This is a genomic window from Oceanospirillum maris DSM 6286 (genome assembly GCF_000422865.1).
Classification (GTDB): Bacteria; Pseudomonadota; Gammaproteobacteria; order Pseudomonadales; family Halomonadaceae; genus Oceanospirillum; species Oceanospirillum maris.
Genome location: NZ_KE383936.1, coordinates 167727 through 189905, shown reverse-complemented (window position 1 = coordinate 189905; position 22179 = coordinate 167727). Strand labels below are relative to the sequence as shown.

Sequence of the window (22179 nt, the reverse complement as noted above, 5' to 3'; positions counted from 1 at the left end):
GAACTCATAACCGGCGATGTCTTTTTATGAGGCTTATATTAGAACCGTTCAAGTAATAGGTACACCACTACTGTCCGGTATAGGTATTACACCTTAAACCCATCGACTTTCTGTCCTAGCTCTTTAACCAGAGACTCAAGCTCGCGGCTGGTAGCCGTCGCATTCCCTACCACTTCAGAGGTTATTTTTGCCTCAGAAACAATTTCTCCTAAAGCAAGTGTCATGCTTTGCGCCCGAGATGATTGGTCTGATGTCATGCTAGTGATCTCTGCAAACATACGGTGCAAGTGATCCACCGAGGTACTAACATTTGCTAAACGTTCGTCAGATTGTCGAATACCTTCAATACTACTTCTAGCCACATCACTGGCATCATTGATCGCTTTAACCGCTTGTTTTGTACCTGCTTGCAACTGATCAATTTGACGCTCAATGTCCTCGGTAGATTGCTGAGTTTTACTGGCTAACATACGAACTTCATCTGCAACCACGGCAAAGCCACGACCACTTTCACCAGCTCTAGCCGCTTCAATCGCGGCATTAAGTGCCAGCAAGTTCGTTTGCTCCGCAACAGATTTAATCATATCCAACACATCACCAATTTGATCACTCTGTCTGGCAAGGCTATTAATCACCTCTGCTGTATGCTCTACATCCGTAACCAGCGCTTCAATATCATGGCGAACTCGGCGGGAGATTACAGCACTTTGGCTGGTTTCTTCTCGAATCTGATCAACACTTTCTAACGTTTCAGCAACGCTTTTACTTTCCTCCGCCACACTATTAGCGATATAAGCAACAGCAGATGAGGCTTCAGAGGCAGCCGCTTGCTGACGATCTGTCGCTTCAGAGGCGTGTAAATTACCTTGATGCATAGCAGCAACAACATGGGTCGTGTGGTGAGAGATCTGCTGAGCATCATTGATAATCGCTTGAATCGCCTGCACAAAGTGATTCACCTTTTTTGCCATTTCGGTAATTTCATCACGACCTGTTACATCGATTCTCTGAGTAAGATCGCTTTCACCGGCGGAAAGATCCGTTAGGGCCTCCGTTAAAACATGAATTCGACGTAATAAACGCACCGATAGAACAACGACCAAAACGACCACCAAAATCAAAGCGCTCACAACAGAAACTAACGTCATTTGCTGCACTAGGCTCTGAGACGAGTGTTCAACACTTTGTTCGATACTTAATCGAGCGGAGTCGTTATGTTGCTGAATCCCACTCAAACGCTTCTGCAAATCCGTTACCGACTGGGAGCCACCTTTATTAATACTGCCTTTTACTGTTGCTAGGCTGTCTGCAATCAGCTGATTAAAACCCACTTCCATTTTCTGAGTATTATCAATCACAACGTCTCGGCTCACCCCAATAACCAATCGGCCAATAACAGCACCGTTGGGATTAATAGGCTGATCAATGACGACAACGCGTTTATGTTTTTTAGCGGCATCAATCACGCGATCTAAAGAATTATCACCTTCCCCTGTTTTCATTAACTCTTTAACAAGATCACTTCGACGATTCAAATAGCGGGTCATCCGCTTACCATAGCCATCATAAAAACCAGCAAATACCACATGCTGACTTTCATGGGCCATTTTGACATATTGTGTTAATTGAGGCGTATCACGATCCCAAATAGCTTCAGGAGATACAGCAGCCAAAAGTATGGCCATGTTTTTTGAGGTATCGAGCAAAGAAGTCTCAAGAAGTTTTACTGTACTGCTTTTTTCTTGTTCTAACTGCTGTTGAAGGTTTGTGGCCAGATCTTCTGACACTCTTAGGGTCATCTGGGATATTTGAGATTGAACGCCTTCACTTGCAGAACGCAGCTCATTCGATACCTTGCCATTCTCTGCGCTCAACCGTGAGCGAATATCATCGACAAGGCTTTTCCCGCCTGACGTCATAAGGATAATGGATAAAACGGTTTGTATCCCTGCTAAAAGGATAATGGCAATAATAACAGGGCGGAGTAATCGGCTATTCAGCGCGAATGACTGTTTCGACATAACAGCACCTAATTTGCTTATCAGCAGCTTATGGCCGCAGGCCCTTTGGCAATATTATTATTGCCATGAGGCGTATTCTTATTTTTTCTGGGCTTCAGATCCATGAAGCCTCAGACCAAGGCAAAAAGAATAATACTTTCGTAGAGTAATAAAAACCAATTTCTGATACTTCTTTATTAAAAATATGCACTACTTACGAGCAAAAGTAGACCAAAAAAGAGGTAAATGTTTTAAAAGCGACCCGATATCACTTTAGCTTATTTTGGTATCATCATTCCCATTGCTATAATACGGGTATCGAAATCAGCTAATGGTTGTCATTAGTCCATGGCATCACCATAATTAAACGATCGTTATCATTCTTTCCTTCTTTCCATAGCCTGCCCGTGGTGCTCCTATCATGCAGTTCAGAAGCAAAAACAGTGCCCACTTTTTTATTAATGCCGCCACAGTCGCAGCAGATCTTAGCGTTGTGCTCACTGAGGCAAAGAATATTTCTCTTGAGGCAATGAACGCTAAAGCGCTTGTAGCTCGCGCGGGAGACAATGTGCGTACTTTTAAGCCCATCACCGACTTTATGGTTGAGCTGGCCAATGACACCATTTGGTTGGTTAAAGAAATTAATCGAGAAGCCCTCGTTCTTTCTCGCACCTCTCTGGCAGAGCTGCACAGTTCTGACGCGAACCTCCGCTTTGCCAAAGCACAACAAAAAGCTTCAACGGCACCCTACGTTGAAACATTAGACCCTATCGCCAAGATGGCCTATAACCAGCATCATCAGCAGTCGGTGCAACTCCGTCGCCACATGCGCAAGCTATTTGAACTACTGGATGAAATTGAATCGCGTATGTTGGCAGCCAATGTCGTCACCGCAACCTCTCGTCTTGAGGCGGCAACAGCTGCGGACAGCTATCAAGCCAGTCTTGAAGGCATTGTGGTTAAGCTTGAAAAAGCTGCGAATCGAATTAAACATATTGCCACCAAATGTCGTCATTCTTTAGAGCGATAATCAGGTAAGCCTACAAACACTAACGCCGGATTTTGTTATGAAAGTCATAAAGCTCCATGAAGGTCGCAGCCACGAATGGCTGGTTTTTGGTCGCGATGAAGAGCGCCCTAGCAAGATCATTGATACCAACCAATATATGATCAAAACCACTAACCACGCGATCATGCTCGATCCCGGTGGTATTGAGCTATTCTCGGCAATGCTCGCGGCGGTGGTTCATCACGTACCTGTTCAGCAAATTACGCACCTGTTTGCATCTCACCAAGACCCTGACATCATCTCTTCTCTAGGACTCTGGGATAAAACTCTGCCCCATGCGGAGCTTCACGCACCTTGGTTATGGGAAGGTTTTCTACGTCACTTTGGCTGTAATAGCATTCGCTACAATCCTCTACCAGATGAAGGCAAAAGCCTACGTTTAGACGATATTGAGCTTCAGTTTATTCCTGCTCACTATATGCATTCATCCGGCAATTTTAGTGTATACGACCCTCAAGCCAAGATTCTAATGAGTGGTGATATTGGCGCTGCACTTCTACCCGATGGCGCGCCAATGTTTGTGGAGGACTTTGATGCCCATGTGGATAAAATGCGACTCTTCCATCAACGCTGGATGCCGTCTAACCGAGCGAAGAAAGATTGGGTACGTCGCGTGCGTCAACTGGATATTGAATATATGGCTCCTCAGCATGGTGCTATTTTTAAAGGTCGTGATGTTCAGCGTTTCTTAGACTGGCTTGATGAGTTAGAAGTAGGAACAGGCATAAAATAAAATCAAGAATAAGAAATAAAGAATAAAGAGATCCACACTCAAAAGGCCTGAAAAAATCAGGCTTTTTTTGTTACATCTTCTTGAATCTGACCCTAGATGCTTCAAGGCCTCACCGCAACTGTCATGAAAAGATTACACTTAGCACGTCCTGCCTGCTTTATTCAACAATATGCGAAGACAACCCATTAGCCAAAAAGCGTTACTATTCAACGGGTAAATAACAATAAAACCGTCACATCTTTTCCTATTTTGGAGCATGTCATGTTTGAGAATGTTAAGGCGATTCCCGGTGATGCCCTATTGGCGTTAATGATGGCATTTAAGAAAGATCCAACACCTACAAAAATTGATCTTGGTGTTGGTGTTTATAAGGATGACCAGGGTCTAACACCGATCTTGCCTGTTGTAAAAAAAGCCGAGGCTTTGATTCTTGAGCATGAACAAAGTAAGGGTTACATTGGCCCTGCAGGTGCACCAGAGCTTGCCGTATTACTGCAAACATTAATGCTAGGTGATGACCACCCTCTTACTAAAACGTCTTGCATCAGTACGGCGCAAACCCCAGGTGGTACAGGAGCTCTTCGGGTTGCAGGTGATCTGGTCAATGCCCTCAATCCAAAAGCAAAAATCTGGGTGAGCGATCCTACATGGTCAAACCACTTTCATGTTTTTGCAGGGGCTGGCGTAGAAGTGCGTACCTACCCTTATTACGATGCTCAGGCAAATGCTCTAGCGTTTGAACGGATGTTAGAGGAAATCCGGCAGATACCCGCAGGTGACGTAATCCTCCTACACGCAAGCTGTCATAATCCAACCGGAATCGACCCTACACTAGAGCAATGGCAGCAGATCAGCCAAGCCGTTGCAGACCAAGGCCTACTTCCTTTGATTGATTGTGCCTACCAAGGCTTTGGTGATGGCTTAGAAGAAGATGTCCAAGGTTTAAGGCTCATCCTTGAAAAGTGCCCTGAAGCTTTAATCACAACATCCTGCTCAAAAAACTTTGGCTTATACAATGAGCGTATTGGGGCTTTAAGCATCGTTGCTTCAACACCTGAGCATTGCAGTAATGTATTCTCTCAAGCCTGCAACTGTATCCGTGCCAACTACTCCAATCCTCCAGCCCATGGGGCTGCCATTGTTTCCACTATTTTATCTGATACAGAATTGCGCCAGCAATGGATACAGGAACTAGCAGAGATGCGCAGCCGTATCCATCGTATGCGGGCGAATTTGGTTCAAAACCTTGAACAGTTATCGAGCGATCGTGACTTTAGTTTTATCACCGCTCAGAAAGGAATGTTCTCTTATTCTGGCCTGAGTAAAGCAGAGGTTAAATACTTAAAAGATGAATACGCTATTTATGCGGTTGATTCCGGCCGAATTAATATTGCTGGTATTAACGATGGCAATATTGACCGTCTGAGCCAAGCGATATTTAAGGCTATTAATCGTTAATCTTGGTAAAAAAGGGGGAGAAAGCCGGTGGCGGCCCCCCTTAACTCACCATCATAGTGCATTCAGGATCAACAGGAACCGGTAAGATCCCATGGGACGCCGTATGATGCACAAACGCTTTAAAGTCTGCCGCTAGCATTGGTTTAGCAAATAGATAGCCTTGCCCTTCATCACAGCCTTGGTGTTTTAACCACTCAAACTGGGCAAAATTCTCAATCCCTTCCGCAATCACAGGGATTTTAAGGTTTTTTCCCAAATGAAGTGCTGCTGAAACAACGGCCTCACTTTGGCCATGCTCATTGGCATCTGGCATGGTATCCCGAACAAATTCCTGAGCTAATTTAAGACGGCCAATAGGTAAACGCTGCAAATAGAGTAAAGAAGAATAACCTGTGCCAAAGTCATCAATTGAAAAGCTAATACCCAGCTGACACAGGCGATTCATCACACGCTCAGCTAATTGAATATCTCGAACCAATACTGTCTCGGTAATTTCAAGTTCAATATATTCCGCCGATAGATGGTAGGTTTCCAGCGCCTCTTCAACACGTTGAACAAAACCCTGAGACAATAACTGCAAAGAAGAAACATTGACGCCAATACCACCAAAGTCAACACCATCATCAAGCCAGTTACGGGCTTGCTTACAGGCTTGATGCAAAACCCAATCACCAATCTGATGGATAAGACCACGCTCTTCCGCTAAAGAAATAAAATGATCAGGAGGGATCAAACCTCGTTCTGGGTGATTCCAGCGTATTAATGCCTCACAGCCAATAACCCGTTCTTGCTGTAGATTAATTTGAGGCTGGTACATCAAATAAAGCTCATTATTTTTTAGGGCGCTTTCTAAATCTTTTGCCAGTAGCGTTTTCTCTAGAATACGCTCACTCATGCTATCTTCATGGAAGCAGAATGACCCTCGGCACTCCCGCTTTGCTTCAAACAATGCAATATCAGCCTGCTCCATAGCTCTATCAAGACTTGCTGGGGCATCAATCCAGTGAGAAATACCAATACTTGCGGTTATTCGTACATCGTGGTCATCAAGTATCATCGGCTTTGCTAGCATCTCGATAATTTTCTCAGCCCACTGCTTAACCTCGCTAGCCCCACTAGGCTCTTCCATAAGAACAGCAAATTCGTCGCCACCTAATCGTCCGATAAAGCAGGTTGTGGGCAAAATCTCCCCCAGCATCTCAGCAACACGATAAAGCAGTAAATCACCAATGCGATGCCCCAAGGAATCATTGATTAGCTTAAATTGATCTAAGTCGACAAACATAATAGCGAAAGGGCTATCTTGAGTGTTCAGCTTATTCACCGCACCCTGCAGGCTAATCTTAAATAGCTCCCTATTAGCAATGCCTGTTAACTGATCAAAATAAGCCAGTCGGCGAACCTCATCCTCAGACCGTTTTTTCTCTGTGACATCCATAATAGAACCACAAAGACGCAGCGCATTATCCAGCTCATTACGTTGCACCTGTCCCCGCATACGCACCCAGATCCATTCACCTTGATCCCGTAGCATACGGTAACGAATATCCAACGGTTGATGATCTTTAAGATGCTCTGCTGTCGCCCGCTCAAATAGAGGGCGATCCTTTGGATGAACGCGCTTTAACCAAGGGTCTAAACCTTGCCAAAAAACACCAACACCGGCATCACGTTGACCAATAATCTGTAAAAAACGAGGAGCTAAATAAAGCTCATTAGTGTGTAGATTCCAATCCCAGATACCATCATTAGTTCCTCTAATCGCTAGCTCGAAACGCTCTTCACTATTGCGCAGGGCCTGCTCAGTTTCCAAGCGTTGTGCAACTTCATACCGCAGGCGACGAATTAAAAGCAAACCAAAAATAATTAAAGCAATTAAAAAAATCGCTATCGTTAAGCCACCGTAGCGATAGACCGTCTCTTTATTAATCACACCAGCTATCTGCGGATACAGCCAACGACGATGCACCTCATCATGCTCACGGTCACTGATGTTATATAAGCCTTTTTCTAGGATATGCGCTAAAAGTGGCAGCTCTTTTCTCGTGGCAAAACGTACCGCGTAGCTAAAATTTGCATCACCACTGATATCAAGATTGCTAATACCCTCTTCTTTCATATGCCACCACGCACTAGCCACAACAGATATCGCCGCATCAGCATTACCAGACGACACCGCCAGCATAAGATCCTTTGAGCTTTTTAATTCAAGTAGCTTAATTCCTGGGTAAAACAGTCGAAGGTGCTCAGCCATCGCAGTACCACGAATCACGGCAACGGTTTTGCCAATAAGCTCATCAATATTTTGAAAGCCTTCAGCGGTCTTACGCACAAAAATCTTATTGGATAGAAAAGTATAAGGCTGGGTAAAGATAAGGTATTGCTCTCGCTCTGGGGTAATTGATGCAGCAAAGACCATATCAATTTGGCCGGTTTTAGCACCTTCAAGTAAGGCTGAATAGGAAGGATAGAAATGAGCTTTGAAATTAACGGGGAGCTTTTTCTCCATCAGCGCCAAAAAGTCCATAGCTACGCCGTGGTACTGATTACTCTCATCAAGCTCCATTGTATGTGGCGGTACAAACGCAATGCCCACATCAACTTGATTATTATGTTGTTGCAACCATCTAAGCTCTTGGGCGGTTAATACAGCTTCACTGGATTCGGTACGAATAGCCCAAGCATCATTACTCCACACACACAGTATCAAAGCGAGCCATAGTAATAGCACGCCAAAGGCCACTCGTTTTACCGCTAGGCGGCTATAACATCCTTGTGACAACATTGCGTTAACCTCGGCAAACATAAAATACAAATACCTAATATTACACAAAATAACACAATAGCGCTCTGAGTCAGATCACTATTTCTTTATGTGACACAATGACCATGACTATTGAGTCATCTCATATAAACGAAACAAAGACATCTTTAATCTATTGATTTATATCAAATTAGATCCATTTCATATTTCCTTTGGTTAACGGAACGTTATCGTACTCCTTTCATTAAATATCGTCGCTCACTCTTAGATGTCTGTTTTTTCAATACCTGCTTTGATCTGTTCAATCATCGACTTAGCATCTTTATAATCCAGACCGATACCCATCCAGCGGTCAGAGACTTTTAACACCAGAGAGGGAAAACCTTGCACGCCCAAACGTTGGTGAAACGTCAATTCCTGCTGTAAACGTTCGTCAAGTTCATCGCTGACCATTGCTTGCTTGAAAGGCTCAATATCCATACCGATCTCTGCGGCACACAATGCTAACGTTGCCATATCAGAAGGGTTCTGTGCGTTTAAATAATAAGCCCGCTGAATTGAATCAATCATCTCGTTCTCTTTGCCAATATCTCGAGCAAGAAGAAGAGCGCGACAAGTCGGGTAGGTCGAGCGCCGTGGTTCACATTGCGTCCAAAAATCATGATTAAATGTTGTGCCTACGGTGCTTTCAATTTTTTTCCAAATACTCGATATTTGGACCTTTTGAGCCTCAGGCATAGGCTCACTACTATCAGGCGCTAGGCCACCCGGTAAGGTGTAAACATTAAACCCGGGGAACGCAGTTCGTATCTCTTCGATAACAGGCTTAAATGCCCAACACCAACTGCACATAGGGTCCATGATATAGACTAGAGCAGGGCCGTCATCTTTGATTAGAGCATTGATATAATCGGTCATAATGCCATCCTATTGTTATAGCACTTGCATCCCTGCATGAGTTAAATAGCGGCTTGCATTCACAAACAGCCAGCTTATGATGCCTGCTTCTTAAGCGGGGGCATCAACTATGAATTTAATCCTACTGTACGAGTCAGACTTTATCAGCGAACATAAAGTTCACCTAACCGACCATCGCGCTCAGCATATCCAAAACGTACATCGCGCTGCCATAGGCGATAAGCTAAAAATAGGTCGTCTTAATCAGCTTATGGGAAGCGGTTTGGTACGTCAGTCAGATGCTAATGGCGTTATACTTGAAACCCATTTTGACCAAGAACCACCAACCCCTTTACCACTCACACTGATACTTGCACTGCCTAGACCTAGAATGTTGGCTCGTTCACTGCAACATATCAGCACCCTTGGCGTAAAGCGTCTTGTTTTACTGGGCACAAAGCGGGTTGAAAAAAGTTACTGGATGTCGCCAGAATTAAAGCCAGAAAAGATCCGTGATAATTTAATTCTGGGCCTAGAACAGGCCAGAGACACCCTGCTGCCAGAAGTGCATCTTGAAACACAATTTAAGCCCTTTGTGGAAGACCGATTACCAAATATCTGTGCTGGTACCCAAGGAATCGTTGCTCATCCAGGCAGCCTAGAGGCCTGTCCCCGAGGCATAGAGGGAGAAACAACACTGGCTATCGGCCCCGAAGGTGGCTTTATTCCCTATGAAGTCGAAAAGCTGGTTGAGGCTGGTTTAAAGCCCGTGCATTTGGGTGAACGTATTCTGAGGGTAGAAACGGCGGTTACGGCGCTGTTGGCACGGCTTTTTTAGACTGTTTTTTAGCCCGTAAGAATAATGCCCTTATCTTTTTCTATCTGATAGGGGCACCATCATTGTTCACCATTTCAATTGAATCAACAGTTTCTATTGAATTGACAGCTTCTATTGAACCGACAGCTTCTGTCGAACCAAGTCTGCTAATAACTGAATATGATCATCTCTGGCGTTAAGCGCTGGAATATAGCTTAAGGTTTTTCCACCGGCCTCTTGGAAAACGTCTTTATTTTCCACCTGAATTTCCTCTAAGGTTTCCAGACAATCTGCAGCAAAAGCGGGACAGATAATATCCACCCTTTCAATCTCTTTCCCCCAGACTTCTAATGTTTTATCGGTGTAGGGTTTAAGCCACTCTTCACGGCCAAAGCGAGATTGAAAACTACAGATCCATTCACCTTCTTTTAGCCCTAAACGTTGGGCCAGTTGTTCTGCGGTATGATGACAGTGCTGTGGGTATGGATCGCCTTGATCAGCGTAACGCTTAGGAATACCGTGAAAAGAGATCATCAACCGATCACCGCGACCGTGCTCTTGCCAGTGGTCTCTAACCGACTGCGCCAGCGCATCAAGGTAGCCGTCGGTTCGATAGTAATCACGAATAAAAGTAATCGCGGGGAATTCTGGGCGCGTGGCAATTACTTTGGCCAATTTATCAAATACCGCACCGGTGGTCGTTGCAGAGTACTGAGGGTACAAAGGCAGAACAATAACCTCCTCCACTCCAGCCTGAACAAGACGGTCAAGGCTATCGGAAATAGAAGGATTACCGTAAGTCATAGCAAGCTCTACCGGCAGATCAATCCCTTGGTCTTTTAGATGTTGGCTTAACGCTGCTTGCTGCTGCTTACTGATGGCAAGCAAAGGAGAGCCATCATCCGTCCATACAGAAGCGTAGGCTTTAGCCACACGCTTAGGGCGTATCTGCAAAATAACTCCGTGCAAAATAGGACACCACAGCCAACGGGTTAGGTCAACCACACGATGATCATGCAGGAATTCAGCAAGGTAGCGTTTAACCGCTGCGGGTGTTGGCGCATCGGGTGTGCCTAAATTTATCAAGAGCACACCCTGACGAAGGTTTGAAGAGCTTGCTGCACGAGGAACAGATTCAACATCTGGGATTGCAGCAATAGTGGTATCGGACATCGTTATTCCTTATTTACAACACATCAACCTAGCTTGTCGCATACCCTTACTTTTAGGGATTAGGGATGACAACTCAGCATCTGAGGCTCTTATACGGTGTTGCTATAATAACGTGTCCTGAAGAATAAAAAAAAACACTCGGTTAAAAAGTCGATAAAAGATACGCCCACAGTGGCGGCGCTTAAATAATGTCAGTGCTTAAATTAAGCTAACTGAGCACGCCATCCGGTGTTTAACAAAGGCTGAGCAAGGGTTGATAAACGGGATAAAACACGGTGAGATTTAACCTGTTTGATACCTGATTGCTGAAGCAGGTTACGAGCTGAATCCTCATCACGAAAAACCAGCGGTTTACCCTTTTGTCCGTGCAAGCAGTAAGTCATATCACCCAAGATAATCTCTACTGTAAAGTAAACACCTTCATGATGAGACTGGATTTGAACCTCTACAGAAGGATGATGTTCTATCAGTTGGTGCAGTTCTGTCATTTTCATAGTATTGCCTTTCTGTCTTTTGGGTTGGCTGTTTAACCAACAATATGCGTTTTGATTTGCGTTATAACCGTTATACGCAGCCTAAACGACAGTATTGCGACATATTTATGACAGTTCTGCGACAACCTATAAAAAATCGGTCTTAAGCACTGCAGGTATCAGCTTCGGTGAACAAATTAACAATAGACCCAGCTAGTTGAGCCACCAAGCTATTGCCTTTGGCATGTTTGGCCTCGTGCTTAATTAGGCTTAACCGACTGACAAGTTCTTTGGCTGAACCAAAGTTTGCAGATTCAGAGTCAATAGCGGCCACAGAGATGCTCATCAGACCAAAAAACCGTCTTTCACCAAATCGGTCCTCAGCCCAAATGCCACCATCCCCTAAGTGGTCAGGGCTGTAGAAAGCTCGCCGCGATTGGCTGAACTCACTCAAAGCATCTTGAACAAATGTTTGCCAGTTAGAGCTTTGGAAAACCACCACGTAGTCATCGCCGCCAACATGCCCCACAAAATCCAGCTTAGGCTGACAGTGTTTTTTAAGCAGCTGAGAAACACTCAGAAGAATATCATCCCCTCGGGCATAGCCGTATTGATCGTTGTAAGGCTTAAAATTGTCCAGATCAAAGTAGCACGTTACAAAGGGTGTTTTACTGGTGATAAGCTGATCAATATGCTCTTGAATCAAGACATTACCCGGTAAGCCTGTCAGAGGATTTGAGTTCTGCGCGCTTTTCAGCTGCACCTCTGTAATCATTTTTAACAGATCAATCACCTGACCTACGCCGGAATAGTAGCCGTTTTCGGTGATAATAAAATCCTCCTCTAATCGGCTCCGGTTTCGTTGCGTCACCTGCTGGCTTACGGTCTCAAGCCGCATATGTCGTTCAACCGACATAAAGTTCTGATCCATAATTTGGCTAACAGGTTTCTTGCTATAGAGATCACGGCCAAAGGCTTTACTCAGTTTCTGCAGTAACCGGGAGCGAGTGATAATCCCCACCGGTAAACCACCTGAGACCACCGGAGCGGAGAACCAGTGTTCGTTTTTCTCAAAAATATCCACCACCTCTTCCACCAGTGTCTCTGGTGTTACGGGGGAAATATCAAGCTTTAATCGGCCTATTTGACCTTCATCCTTGTACATCTCTCTACTCTCCTTGATCTGTTTCCAGACCTTCTGAGCTGACTTGGATACTTCACGAATCGGTTCAGGGTGAGGCCTTGCAAAGTAATAACCCTGCAGATAATCCACCCCAATTTCAGATAGCGCTTCAAACTCTTGGCGGGTTTCAATACCTTCTGCAACCACTTGACTATTAACCGCCCGAGCAATCTCGACAATAGAGCGCACAAAATCACGTTTAACCTTGTCTCGATCAATCCCTGAAACAAAATGACGATCAATTTTCACATATTCTGGTTGTAACTCAGACCAAAGCCTTAAACTGGAATAACCTGCACCTAAATCATCAATGGCGATAGAAAAGCCTTCACCTTGGTAATGCCGTACCGCATGGCACATCAACTCATAGTCATGGGTTGGCGAGTGCTCTGTAATTTCAATAACCACCTGTTCAGGTTTTAAACCGTAGTTATTCAACAGATCTAAGGTCATACCTTTATGATGATCCGCTTGCAGCAGGGTTTCGGGGGTTACATTTAAAAAGAGCTTGCCTGGTAGCTGCTGTTGCGTAAACTTTTCAATTGCACGCCTTCGGCAAATCGCCTCCAACGCAAATAATTGCTGCTGGCGTTTCGCCGCTTCAAATAGATTCACTGGGCTGCAATAGGGGCTATCTGCCGGGCCACGAGTCAAGGCCTCATAGGCAAAAATAGATTGGCCATGAGCACCAATAATCGGTTGAAAGACGGTGTTTATTTTTTGCTGCTCGATAATATTCAGCAACTCGGCTGTTTCTGCCATTGATATGCAATCTCCAGTAAAGCGACGCAGCTAGACCTCTGCGCAATACATGACATTACACCAATGAAAAATGACAAAATTGCTACAAAAGACTTATAAAGGACAAGGAATCGTAAAAAAAATGACATTAAATTAAAAAGGCCATGCAGTGCACAGCCTTATATCTAACGATTCAGAAAATACGATAATTTAGGAGCATTCAGATAGAAGGGAAAGACGAAGAAGAGAAAAGAAAAGACAGGGAGGAGTAAAGTCAACCCTGTCATAGCTTGAGCCTGCACTAGTCACTAAAAACAGATTCAATGGAAATGCCCTGCTTTTCCATCATGCGACGTAACCGACGTAGGCCTTCCACCTGAATCTGACGAACCCTTTCACGGGTAAGGCCGATCTCGGCACCTACTTGTTCTAGCGTTGATGGCTCATGGCCATGCAAGCCAAAACGGCGCACTACAACCTCAGACTGTTTATCTGTAAGCTCTGACAACCAAAGATCCATATGCTGAGTAAAATCATCTTTTTGCAGCATATGTGCCGGATCCATATCCTCTGCATCGGCAATAGTCTCAACCAGAGGTTTATCCATATCACCGCCAAGAGGATGATCCATCGAGGTAACGCGTTCGTTAAGACCTAACATCTTTTTAACCGCCTCGACAGGACGATCCAGCGAAGCAGCGATATCTTCCGGTGTCGCCTCATGGTCTAATTTTTGACTCAATTCGCGGGCGGCACGCAGGTAAACATTAAGCTCTTTCACCACATGAATCGGTAGGCGAATCGTGCGAGTTTGATTCATCAAGGCACGTTCAATCGTCTGACGAATCCACCACGTTGCATAGGTTGAAAAACGGAAGCCGCGCTCTGGGTCAAATTTCTCCACCGCCCGGATCAAGCCTAAGTTACCCTCTTCAATCAAGTCGAGCAGGGATAAGCCTCGATTTAAGTAACGGCGGGAAATTTTAACAACAAGACGAAGATTGCTTTCAATCATTCGACGTCGGCCAGCGGCATCACCTTTGCGGGCAAGACGACCAAAGTAAACTTCTTCCTCTGGAGAGAGAAGAGGCGAAAAGCCAATTTCACTAAGATAGAGCTGAGTCGCATCTAAGCTTTTTTCTGATTTATCCTCGCGCTCAAGAGCGCGTTCAAAATCCGCTTCGGCTTGCTCTTCTGTTTGTTCTTCAGTCTCTTGTGAAGACAAGCTCTGTAAGGATAAATCCTTTGTTGCATCCGCTTCAGATGGGCGAAGATTAGCATCGTGCTCTATGTCAAAATCATGTTCTAGAGTCGTCATAGCAGTATTCCCATGTCCTGAGTGCCGGCAGTTCTTTGCTAGCACTTTTATTTTTATCGGTACAGGCCTGTGACTGGGTGTTGTGACTCCTTACATCCAATGTAGTCATTGTTTATCACAACCGACCAAATTTGGCCTTTATTTCCTGGTAAAACATTTTGGCTCAATCCAATGTTGAATATTTGAGCATGGTTTACTATGGACTGGATTGTAGCGATACAAAGTACCACCAATAACCAGACCATTACAAAGTGACTCATTTATTATTTTAATGATGGCTAATTTCTATAAAAATGCTTATTAACCCTTTAATTATTAATACTTTTTTTACATAAAGGCTTATCACGTTTTATTTAGAGTTTAGCGAGCTACTTTGTTATTTTACGGCTAGAGAACTCAATTTTTCTGCTCTGTCCGCACCTAAGAAGCTATAGCTTTAGATGAATGATGTACAACATTTTTTTCATTCTTATAAAAAGCATCATTGAAAAATTTTCAAGGAGGGGAGCAAGACTGTTAGATAAAATATCAAACAGCCTTGCAGATCAGTAAGATATGAGCGCAGGAAGAAATCAATCAAAATTAAATTTTTGGTTAATTTATTTTTCAGATTGCTGATTAAAAAACCAAACAAGGGAAAAACCCAGAACCATCAAAATTAAGGCAGGGACTAACTGAGCACTCATACCCGTTAGCTGTTCATAGGCCGTAGGCAATAAATTATCGTGGGCAATAGCCGCTGATTTACCCAAGCTATCAATTTTGTACGATACAACCTGTCGCCACGGCCAAATCTGAGATAGCGAACCAATTAGTACACCGGTCAGCAATGCTAAAGTCATTTGACGAAAACGATGGAACAACAGACTTAACACCTGTGAAAAGCTCAATATGCCTGTAATACAACCCGCAGAAAACCACAGCATCGTCATCAACTGCAGTTCTTTAACCGCATGCATAATACCGCCATAAACCCCCATAACTAATAGCAAAAAACTACCGGATATTCCGGGTAGAATCATGGCACAAATCGCAACAGTCCCAGCAATAAAGACATGTAACGGCTTAGCGGTATCCAAAGTTGGCATCAACTGATTAACCAGCATCATAACAACCACACCCACGAACAATCCAAGAGTGGTTTTCCAGTTACGCTGTTCAATTTCACTGTAGATCACAAGAACAGAGGCGCTTACCAAGCCAAAGAAAAAGGCAGATAAAAGAACCGGTTGCTGTTCTAACAAATAGCTAACGACATGGGCCAACAACACAATACTACTGATAATACCCGCCAGTAGCGTTAGTAAAAAACTACCGTCTATTTTTTGCCAGGCAGCTTTAAAACCTAAGCGATACCAAAGCAGTAGCAGACTAGGATTAATATGACGAATAGACTCGATCAATTGTTCATAAATACCGGTAATAAATGCCACCGTACCACCAGAAACACCCGGTACGGCATCAGCAGCCCCCATCGCCATTCCCTTGAAAAAAACTTTAATACCGTGCTGAGGTTTAGCTGAAGATTTCAATCAAAATACTCCCTAGATGATGCCGGGCTTTAACGGAACAAAGAATACGGGTGTAATCGTCTCTTTATTAAAGCGTCGAGTTATCGTTGTCGACTTGGTTACGGTAGGTGCTTTTTTGGTATATACGGCTTTGTCTGGTTGTGGGTTTTCAGCTAATTCACTTTTAGATAACGAGTTTTCAGGATCAATTTTAATGGGCGGTATTGCAGTGATTTTTACCAGTATTTGCTCTTCCTGATCGCCAAGAGGCAACACCAACACTCCGGTATCACTTAGCTGTTCAATCAGTTGAGGCGGCACTTCTTCTGGGGCCGCCGTTACAATAACCGCATCAAAAGGAGCCTTAGCAGGCCAGCCTAAATAGCCGTCGGCATGGTGCAGTTGAATATTGGTTAAGCCTAAAGCCTGAAAACGTGCCTTGGCCTTCGGTTGAAAGCCGGCAATACGCTCTAAGCTGACGACCTCATCAAACAAACTGGCTAAAATAGCGGTTTGATAGCCAGAGCCTGTGCCAATTTCTAACACCTTACTCGGGCGCTTAGGCATCTTTAGCAAAAGCTCGGTCATGCAGGCGACAACCCAGGGCTGAGATAACGTTTGCTGATAACCAATCGGCAAAGAGATATCTTCATAGGCACGATGGGATATCGCTTCATCCAGAAAAATATGCCGTGGGATTTTTGCCATTAACTCAAGTAACTCAGGGTTAACAATACCTCTCTCCCGCAGCCGACTGACCATACGATCACGGGTTCGCTGGGAGGTCATACCAATCCCCTGCAGATTCCACTTGCTCATCGTATCTCCTCAGTCCGCCGTCAGCTTTTCGGCGACCAACTCCGTAGCGGAACTCACAGAAACAAGCCAGTTCGCTAGCGTCTGCTTTGTACCGTTCTGAGTTAAGTCGACATGCAACGGTGTGATACTAATATATCCTGCTGCCACGGCATCAAAATCAGTACCTTCCCCAGCATCACGAGTGCCCCCTGCGGCAGGAATCCAATAACGCTGCTTGCCTCTCGGGTCTAAAACAGGCACAGGATCACCTGCGGGATGACGTTGGCCAAGGCGGGTTAAGCGAATACCTTTAATCGCGTTATAGGGTAAGTCTGGTACATTGATATTTAAGATACTACCCGCAGGTAGATCTAAGCTGCGGTAGTCTGTCAGTAAGCGAGCCACAAACTCTGCGGCGGTTGCAAAATGGGTTTTACCCGCAAGGGATACCGCAATGGAAGGCACCCCTAAAAAACGTCCTTCTGTCGCCGCCGCCACCGTACCGGAATAAAGCACATCATCGCCCATATTCGCGCCATGATTAATACCGGCAACCACAAGGTCTGCATCCGATTGAAACAAACCTGACAACCCCATATAGACACAATCCGTTGGTGTGCCGTCAATGCTATGAAAACCATTGTCTAGTGTTTCAGGGCATAAAGGACGGGTTAGCGTTAACGAGTTACTCGCTCCGCTTCTATCTCGGTCCGGTGCTACAACTGTTATTTTAGCCATATCTTGGGACAGGCGCTGAGCCAGTACACGCAAACCTTCTGCTCGTACACCGTCGTCATTTGATAACAGTAATTTCATTTTTCAAATCTCGTTCTCATCATTGCCATAAGCCTAGCGGTCTTCTGCTTCAGTAAAACTGCTATTCCACTCAACGGCTTCACGCAGCACCGAGGTGGCAAAAGTACCAACAGGTAACATAAAAGAAAGCACCAAATCGCCTTGATTCCAGTCCCAATGCAGGTGCTCCGGTATTAGTCGTAAAGCGCGACGCTCTGGGTTAAGACCCGCACTTTCAATACCTGTGATTAACTCAGGATAGCGACTGGCTACTTCAGCTTCTAAGGCTCGGGCTGTACCTGTTACCTTCGGCTCACCCGCTCCCCATAGAGGGCCTGTTGGATGAATAATGCCTTCTTCCAAACGGCGCTGAACATCATCATCCCCTAGCTCAATCGAAAACTGACTACGACTGCCAGAGAAAGTCGCTACATCGCCCTCCAACCAAGCCTGCCAATTACCTTGTTCAATGCGCTCTGCTAGCAGGCGATTAAACAACCAGCTACGTAGTGCCGACAGCATCATGGCACGGCCATCTTTATCCCGCTTACTGAGTTTAAGACTCTCTCCTGCCTCAACCCGAGCCACCGCTTTGCTCAGGTTATTCCCCTTGCGCCCAAAGCGTTGCTCCCCAAAATAGTTCGGCACGCCTTGGGTTGCGATGCGATCTAACAGGCTTTCGATGGCAAGCTGATCACCTTCAAAATTTCTCAAACGAATGGCAAACTTATTCGCCCGATGAACCCCACGCTTTAGCTTCTTACGATGGCGGATCGCTTTTAAAATCTCCACACCCTCAATACAAAAGGCAGACCAGTCCGGTGAATCCAGTCCAGGGATATGCACGCTAAACCATTGCAACGTCACCGCATGGCGATCTTTCATACCGGAATAAGAGACTGCATTAAAGCCCACTTGAGCAAAGCGGGCTAATTGGCGAGCAACCCAATCGGTATTGTTACCGCGCTTACGAATCCAAAGAAAATGGTGCTCACCTTCACCTTCTGGCTCAAAGCCTAAGATTTCTTCAACCTGAAAGTCCTCAGGCTCTGCACGTAGCTGCGCATGACCAACAGGGCCACCCCAAGCATAAGGGAACTCTAGCGATAATGGACAAACCAGATCATCTTGCTCTTGGAGCGGGCTCAGGGGCCTAGGCTCAGAAACAGGCAGTGAAGCAGACTGAGAAACCGGTTGAGAAATAGATTCAAAAGCAGATGGAGGCGTTGGCTCAGACATTAAAGGTATCCAGTATCGTGGGCAAATACACCACAGGGTTATCAAATGGGTAAAATTGTTAAAAACTAGCTAAGGGCGAGCAGTAATACCACCGCATGGGCAGCAATACCCTCTTTTCGTCCGGTAAAACCAAGCTTCTCCGTCGTTGTTGCTTTGACATTAACGGCGTGGCGCTCAATCTGTAGATCCTCGGCGATGTTCTGACACATAGCATCAATATGTGGAGCCATTTTAGGTGCTTGCGCCACTAAAGTGCTATCAACATTCCCAATCATCCAGCCTTGCTCTTTTAGCAGAGCCACAACATGGCGCAATAAAACACGGCTATCTACGCCTTCAAAATCAGGATCGGTATCAGGAAAGTGTCGACCAATATCACCTAAACCCGCCGCACCTAAGAGCGCATCACACAGAGCATGAATCAGCACATCTCCATCAGAGTGCGCCAGCAATCCTTGCTTATAATCGATTGTCACGCCACCCAGTACAATATGATCACCGGGGCCAAATTTATGCACATCAAAACCATGACCAATACGCATCAATTATTCCTTTTCTTGCAGGGAAGGTGTTATTAAAACCTGTGCGTTTAAAAACAGCTCGGCAAAGGCTAAATCATCAGGATGAGTTACTTTAATATTATCTCGACAGCCGGAAACTAAGCGAGGCTGATAACCCGCCCATTCAAGGGCAGAAGCTTCATCAGTAATACTCACCTTAGCCAACAAAGCCTGCTCTAAGGCGGTGAATAAGCGTTCAAAACGGAACATCTGCGGGGTAAGCGCCTGCCAAAGCCCCGTGCGGTCTACCGTTGCACAAATTCGGCTAGTGTTATCCGTTGATAGATCATTAGAACGCTTCATTGTATCTGAAACCCGCAAAGCCAAAATCCCTCCCACAGGATCAGCCGCTAACTCAGTCAGCAGTTTGGTAATATCAGATGCTCGCACACAGGGGCGCGCTACATCATGTACCAGAACCCAGTCATCCACATGAGCCTCATCAGCGATCGACTTTAATCCGTTAAGTACGGAATTAGCTCGTTCTTTGCCGCCATCAACCTGCCGTAGTGTTATACCTTTAGGATGTTGTATCTCAGGCCAGTAGGGGTCATCAGGATTAAGGCAAATAATATATTCTGCGTCGGGTAACACCCTTGAGAGGCGTTCTAGGGTGTGCTCAATGATTGGACGGCCTGCAAGGGGAAGATACTGTTTAGGTCGATCCGCCTGCATACGAGAGCCAATACCTGCGGCAGGAATAATCAGCCAAATTTTTGGCTCTGCTTTTAATTCTGCCTCTGGCCCCGTTTTAGAAAACCTACTCACGGTGACACCTCTTCAGCATCAGCATCTGCCGGTGTTTCTAGAATATGGGTATCTTCCCCAGATCCTGTAAATTTTCTTTTATCATCTTTATCGACTAACAAGAAGAAGGTTTCATTGGCTCGAACCATTCCCAGTTCATAGCGGGCCCGCTCTTCAATCGCATCAAGACCACTTCTTAAGTCAGCAACCTCTGCGGCCAAAGCTTTATTGCGGGAGGCAAGCCTTGCGCTTTCAGTTTCACGAACGTCAATACGGTGTTCCAGCTGCCATGTTTCCGGCAAGCTGTTTTCACCCCACCAAAGACGAATCTGTAGCAGAAAAATAAGAATCACAAGAATCAAATTAAGAAAACGAAACATGATTTCGATCAGCGTCCCGAAGAGTTATCTGTCTAAATCTGCTAGGGCGGATTGGCGCACGCAGGCTTCTGAGAAAACAGGCATTATGAGTGAAAAAGCACAGACAAAAAAGGGGAACCGTAGGCTCCCCTTTTTTAGAGTCAGATCAGAGCGCTAATCAAAGTAGATTACGCTTGTCCTTTAATCTCTTTCAAACCGTTGTAAACCGCTTTGTCACCTAGCTCCGCTGCAATTTCCAGCAGGCGGTTATACTTAGCAACACGGTCAGAACGGCATAGAGAACCGGTCTTAATCTGACCTGCAGCCGTACCTACCGCTAGATCAGCAATGGTGGTATCTTCTGTTTCACCGGAACGGTGGGAGATAACAGCGGTAAAGCCTGCATCTTTTGCCATTTTAATCGCGTCTAATGTTTCAGACAGAGAACCGATCTGGTTAAATTTGATCAGGATAGAGTTACCGATACTTTCTTCAATACCGCGGGACAGAATCTTGGTATTGGTAACGAAAAGATCATCACCTACCAGCTGAATTTTGTCGCCGATTTTCTTCGTTAGATAAGCCCAGCCTTCCCAATCGGATTCGTCTAGACCATCTTCGATGGAAACAATCGGGTAATTTTCAGTCAGAGCGGCCAGATAATCACTGAAGCCTTCCGCATCAAATACTTTACCTTCTCCAGACAGATCATATTTGCCATCTTTGTAGAACTCAGATGCCGCACAGTCCAACGCCAGAGTCACATCTTTACCCAGCTCGTAACCGGCATTGCTGATCGCTTCTTTGATCACAACCAGCGCTTCTTCGTTAGAGGCTAGATTCGGTGCAAAACCACCTTCATCACCAACCGCCGTGCTCAAACCTTTCGCTTTCAGTACCGCTTTTAGCGCGTGGAAGATCTCTGCGCCACAACGTAGTGCTTCACCAAAAGAGCTGAAGTTAACCGGTTGTACCATAAACTCTTGAATATCAACATTGTTATCCGCATGCTCACCACCATTGATGATATTCATCATAGGTACAGGCATAGAGAACTGGCCTGCGGTGCCATTGATCTCAGCAATGTGTACGTACAGCGGTACGCCTTTATCAGCCGCTGCCGCTTTGGCTGCTGCCAGAGAAACCGCTAGAATCGCGTTAGCACCTAGAGTAGCTTTATTTTCTGTACCATCCAATTCCAACATCTTATTGTCCAGCGCACGCTGGTCAGACACATTCATACCAATCAGAGCAGCACGGATAGACGTGTTCACTGCTGCAACAGCTTTTAGAACACCTTTACCCAAGTAACGGCTTTTGTCGCCATCACGTAGCTCTAACGCTTCGCGAGAGCCAGTAGAAGCACCGGAAGGTGCGCAAGCACGAGCACTTACACCAGATTCCAGAATTACTTCGGCCTGTACCGTTGGGTTACCACGAGAATCAAGCACTTCAAGTGCTTTGATATCAGCGATTGCTGTCATTTGGGTTGTTCTCCAGAGTTTTTTGTTCAGTGTTTTATTCAAGAATGAAAAATCGTTCAA

19 protein-coding genes are annotated in these 22179 nt (G+C 45.2%); 4 read left to right on the top strand and 15 right to left on the bottom strand.

Features of this window, described 5'->3' with window-relative positions; translation table 11 throughout:
• Positions 1-86: 86 nt before the first annotated feature.
• Positions 87-2021: a methyl-accepting chemotaxis protein gene (locus tag G517_RS0112840; protein WP_028304742.1), complete on the bottom strand. Its 1935-nt coding sequence runs from the start codon at positions 2019-2021 to the stop codon at positions 87-89.
• 400 nt (positions 2022-2421) lie between these two features.
• On the opposite strand from G517_RS0112840, the gene G517_RS0112835 reads away from it, so the two are divergent.
• The 3 genes from G517_RS0112835 (at position 2422) to G517_RS0112825 (ending at position 5260) form a co-directional block, all read left to right on the top strand.
• Entirely contained in the window at positions 2422-3030 is a 609-nt protein-coding gene (locus G517_RS0112835) for a hypothetical protein (RefSeq protein WP_028304741.1), read from the top strand.
• Positions 3031-3067: 37 nt separating this feature from the next.
• Positions 3068-3802 carry an oxygen-binding di-iron domain-containing protein gene (locus tag G517_RS0112830; RefSeq protein ID WP_028304740.1) on the top strand — a complete coding sequence of 245 codons (735 nt, stop codon included), beginning with the start codon at positions 3068-3070 and terminating at the stop codon, positions 3800-3802.
• Positions 3803-4063: 261 nt separating this feature from the next.
• Positions 4064-5260: an amino acid aminotransferase gene (locus G517_RS0112825; protein ID WP_028304739.1), complete on the top strand. Its 1197-nt coding sequence runs from the start codon at positions 4064-4066 to the stop codon at positions 5258-5260.
• Between the two features lie 40 nt (positions 5261-5300).
• Here the strand turns inward: G517_RS0112825 and G517_RS0112820 are convergent, their stop codons facing one another.
• On the bottom strand, positions 5301-8045 hold the full coding sequence (locus G517_RS0112820; RefSeq protein WP_169447915.1) for an EAL domain-containing protein: 2745 nt from the start codon (positions 8043-8045) through the stop codon (positions 5301-5303).
• A 243-nt stretch (positions 8046-8288) separates the two neighbouring features.
• Positions 8289-8942 carry a DsbA family protein gene (locus G517_RS0112815; protein ID WP_051206382.1) on the bottom strand — a complete coding sequence of 218 codons (654 nt, stop codon included), beginning with the start codon at positions 8940-8942 and terminating at the stop codon, positions 8289-8291.
• A gap of 109 nt (positions 8943-9051) precedes the next feature.
• Between G517_RS0112815 and G517_RS0112810 the strand changes: the two genes are divergently transcribed.
• Positions 9052-9759 (top strand): 16S rRNA (uracil(1498)-N(3))-methyltransferase, encoded by a 708-nt coding sequence (locus G517_RS0112810; RefSeq protein ID WP_028304736.1) that lies wholly within the window; start codon positions 9052-9054, stop codon positions 9757-9759.
• Between the two features lie 111 nt (positions 9760-9870).
• Here the strand turns inward: G517_RS0112810 and hemH are convergent, their stop codons facing one another.
• The 12 genes from hemH to eno form a co-directional block, all read right to left on the bottom strand.
• On the bottom strand, positions 9871-10911 hold the full coding sequence (gene hemH / locus G517_RS0112805; RefSeq protein WP_051206381.1) for a ferrochelatase: 1041 nt from the start codon (positions 10909-10911) through the stop codon (positions 9871-9873).
• 203 nt (positions 10912-11114) lie between these two features.
• The gene (locus G517_RS0112800; RefSeq protein ID WP_028304734.1) at positions 11115-11405 is read right to left on the bottom strand and encodes a DUF6482 family protein; all 291 of its coding nucleotides are present in this window, start codon (positions 11403-11405) and stop codon (positions 11115-11117) included.
• 142 nt (positions 11406-11547) lie between these two features.
• A complete protein-coding gene (locus G517_RS19115; protein ID WP_036591484.1) occupies positions 11548-13329 on the bottom strand; it encodes a GGDEF domain-containing protein in 1782 nt (593 codons plus the stop codon).
• 280 nt (positions 13330-13609) lie between these two features.
• Positions 13610-14626, bottom strand: coding sequence for an RNA polymerase sigma factor RpoS (gene rpoS, locus G517_RS0112790; protein ID WP_028304733.1), 1017 nt, complete (start codon positions 14624-14626; stop codon positions 13610-13612).
• Positions 14627-15225: 599 nt separating this feature from the next.
• The gene (locus tag G517_RS0112785; RefSeq protein WP_028304732.1) at positions 15226-16158 is read right to left on the bottom strand and encodes a DUF368 domain-containing protein; all 933 of its coding nucleotides are present in this window, start codon (positions 16156-16158) and stop codon (positions 15226-15228) included.
• A 12-nt stretch (positions 16159-16170) separates the two neighbouring features.
• Positions 16171-16956 (bottom strand): protein-L-isoaspartate(D-aspartate) O-methyltransferase, encoded by a 786-nt coding sequence (locus G517_RS19110; protein ID WP_051206380.1) that lies wholly within the window; start codon positions 16954-16956, stop codon positions 16171-16173.
• A 9-nt stretch (positions 16957-16965) separates the two neighbouring features.
• On the bottom strand, positions 16966-17751 hold the full coding sequence (surE, locus tag G517_RS19105; protein ID WP_051206379.1) for a 5'/3'-nucleotidase SurE: 786 nt from the start codon (positions 17749-17751) through the stop codon (positions 16966-16968).
• 33 nt (positions 17752-17784) lie between these two features.
• Positions 17785-18969, bottom strand: coding sequence for a tRNA pseudouridine(13) synthase TruD (truD, locus tag G517_RS19100; protein WP_084632217.1), 1185 nt, complete (start codon positions 18967-18969; stop codon positions 17785-17787).
• A gap of 65 nt (positions 18970-19034) precedes the next feature.
• Positions 19035-19511, bottom strand: a complete 477-nt coding sequence (gene ispF / locus G517_RS0112765) for a 2-C-methyl-D-erythritol 2,4-cyclodiphosphate synthase (RefSeq protein ID WP_028304731.1) — start codon at positions 19509-19511, stop codon at positions 19035-19037.
• A gap of 3 nt (positions 19512-19514) precedes the next feature.
• The gene (ispD, locus tag G517_RS19095; protein WP_211224293.1) at positions 19515-20297 is read right to left on the bottom strand and encodes a 2-C-methyl-D-erythritol 4-phosphate cytidylyltransferase; all 783 of its coding nucleotides are present in this window, start codon (positions 20295-20297) and stop codon (positions 19515-19517) included.
• Positions 20294-20656, bottom strand: a complete 363-nt coding sequence (ftsB, locus tag G517_RS19090) for a cell division protein FtsB (RefSeq protein ID WP_084632216.1) — start codon at positions 20654-20656, stop codon at positions 20294-20296. The genes ispD and ftsB overlap by 4 nt, the downstream gene beginning before the upstream one ends.
• A 167-nt stretch (positions 20657-20823) precedes the next feature.
• Positions 20824-22119, bottom strand: a complete 1296-nt coding sequence (eno, locus tag G517_RS0112745) for a phosphopyruvate hydratase (RefSeq protein ID WP_028304730.1) — start codon at positions 22117-22119, stop codon at positions 20824-20826.
• Between the last annotated feature and the right edge of the window lie 60 nt (positions 22120-22179).

Bases quoted from the DNA above. Each gene is read 5' to 3' on its own strand.
- G517_RS0112840 (WP_028304742.1), bottom strand. From the start codon at position 2,021: ATGTCGAAACAGTCATTCGCGCTGAATAGCCGATTACTCCGCCCTGTT.
- G517_RS0112835 (WP_028304741.1), top strand. From the start codon at position 2,422: ATGCAGTTCAGAAGCAAAAACAGTGCCCACTTTTTTATTAATGCCGCC.
- G517_RS0112830 (WP_028304740.1), top strand. From the start codon at position 3,068: ATGAAAGTCATAAAGCTCCATGAAGGTCGCAGCCACGAATGGCTGGTT.
- G517_RS0112825 (WP_028304739.1), top strand. From the start codon at position 4,064: ATGTTTGAGAATGTTAAGGCGATTCCCGGTGATGCCCTATTGGCGTTA.
- G517_RS0112820 (WP_169447915.1), bottom strand. From the start codon at position 8,045: ATGTTGTCACAAGGATGTTATAGCCGCCTAGCGGTAAAACGAGTGGCC.
- G517_RS0112815 (WP_051206382.1), bottom strand. From the start codon at position 8,942: ATGACCGATTATATCAATGCTCTAATCAAAGATGACGGCCCTGCTCTA.
- G517_RS0112810 (WP_028304736.1), top strand. From the start codon at position 9,052: ATGAATTTAATCCTACTGTACGAGTCAGACTTTATCAGCGAACATAAA.
- hemH (WP_051206381.1), bottom strand. From the start codon at position 10,911: ATGTCCGATACCACTATTGCTGCAATCCCAGATGTTGAATCTGTTCCT.
- G517_RS0112800 (WP_028304734.1), bottom strand. From the start codon at position 11,405: ATGAAAATGACAGAACTGCACCAACTGATAGAACATCATCCTTCTGTA.
- G517_RS19115 (WP_036591484.1), bottom strand. From the start codon at position 13,329: ATGGCAGAAACAGCCGAGTTGCTGAATATTATCGAGCAGCAAAAAATA.
- rpoS (WP_028304733.1), bottom strand. From the start codon at position 14,626: ATGACGACTCTAGAACATGATTTTGACATAGAGCACGATGCTAATCTT.
- G517_RS19110 (WP_051206380.1), bottom strand. From the start codon at position 16,956: ATGAGCAAGTGGAATCTGCAGGGGATTGGTATGACCTCCCAGCGAACC.
- surE (WP_051206379.1), bottom strand. From the start codon at position 17,751: ATGAAATTACTGTTATCAAATGACGACGGTGTACGAGCAGAAGGTTTG.
- truD (WP_084632217.1), bottom strand. From the start codon at position 18,969: ATGTCTGAGCCAACGCCTCCATCTGCTTTTGAATCTATTTCTCAACCG.
- ispF (WP_028304731.1), bottom strand. From the start codon at position 19,511: ATGCGTATTGGTCATGGTTTTGATGTGCATAAATTTGGCCCCGGTGAT.
- ftsB (WP_084632216.1), bottom strand. From the start codon at position 20,656: ATGTTTCGTTTTCTTAATTTGATTCTTGTGATTCTTATTTTTCTGCTA.
- eno (WP_028304730.1), bottom strand. From the start codon at position 22,119: ATGACAGCAATCGCTGATATCAAAGCACTTGAAGTGCTTGATTCTCGT.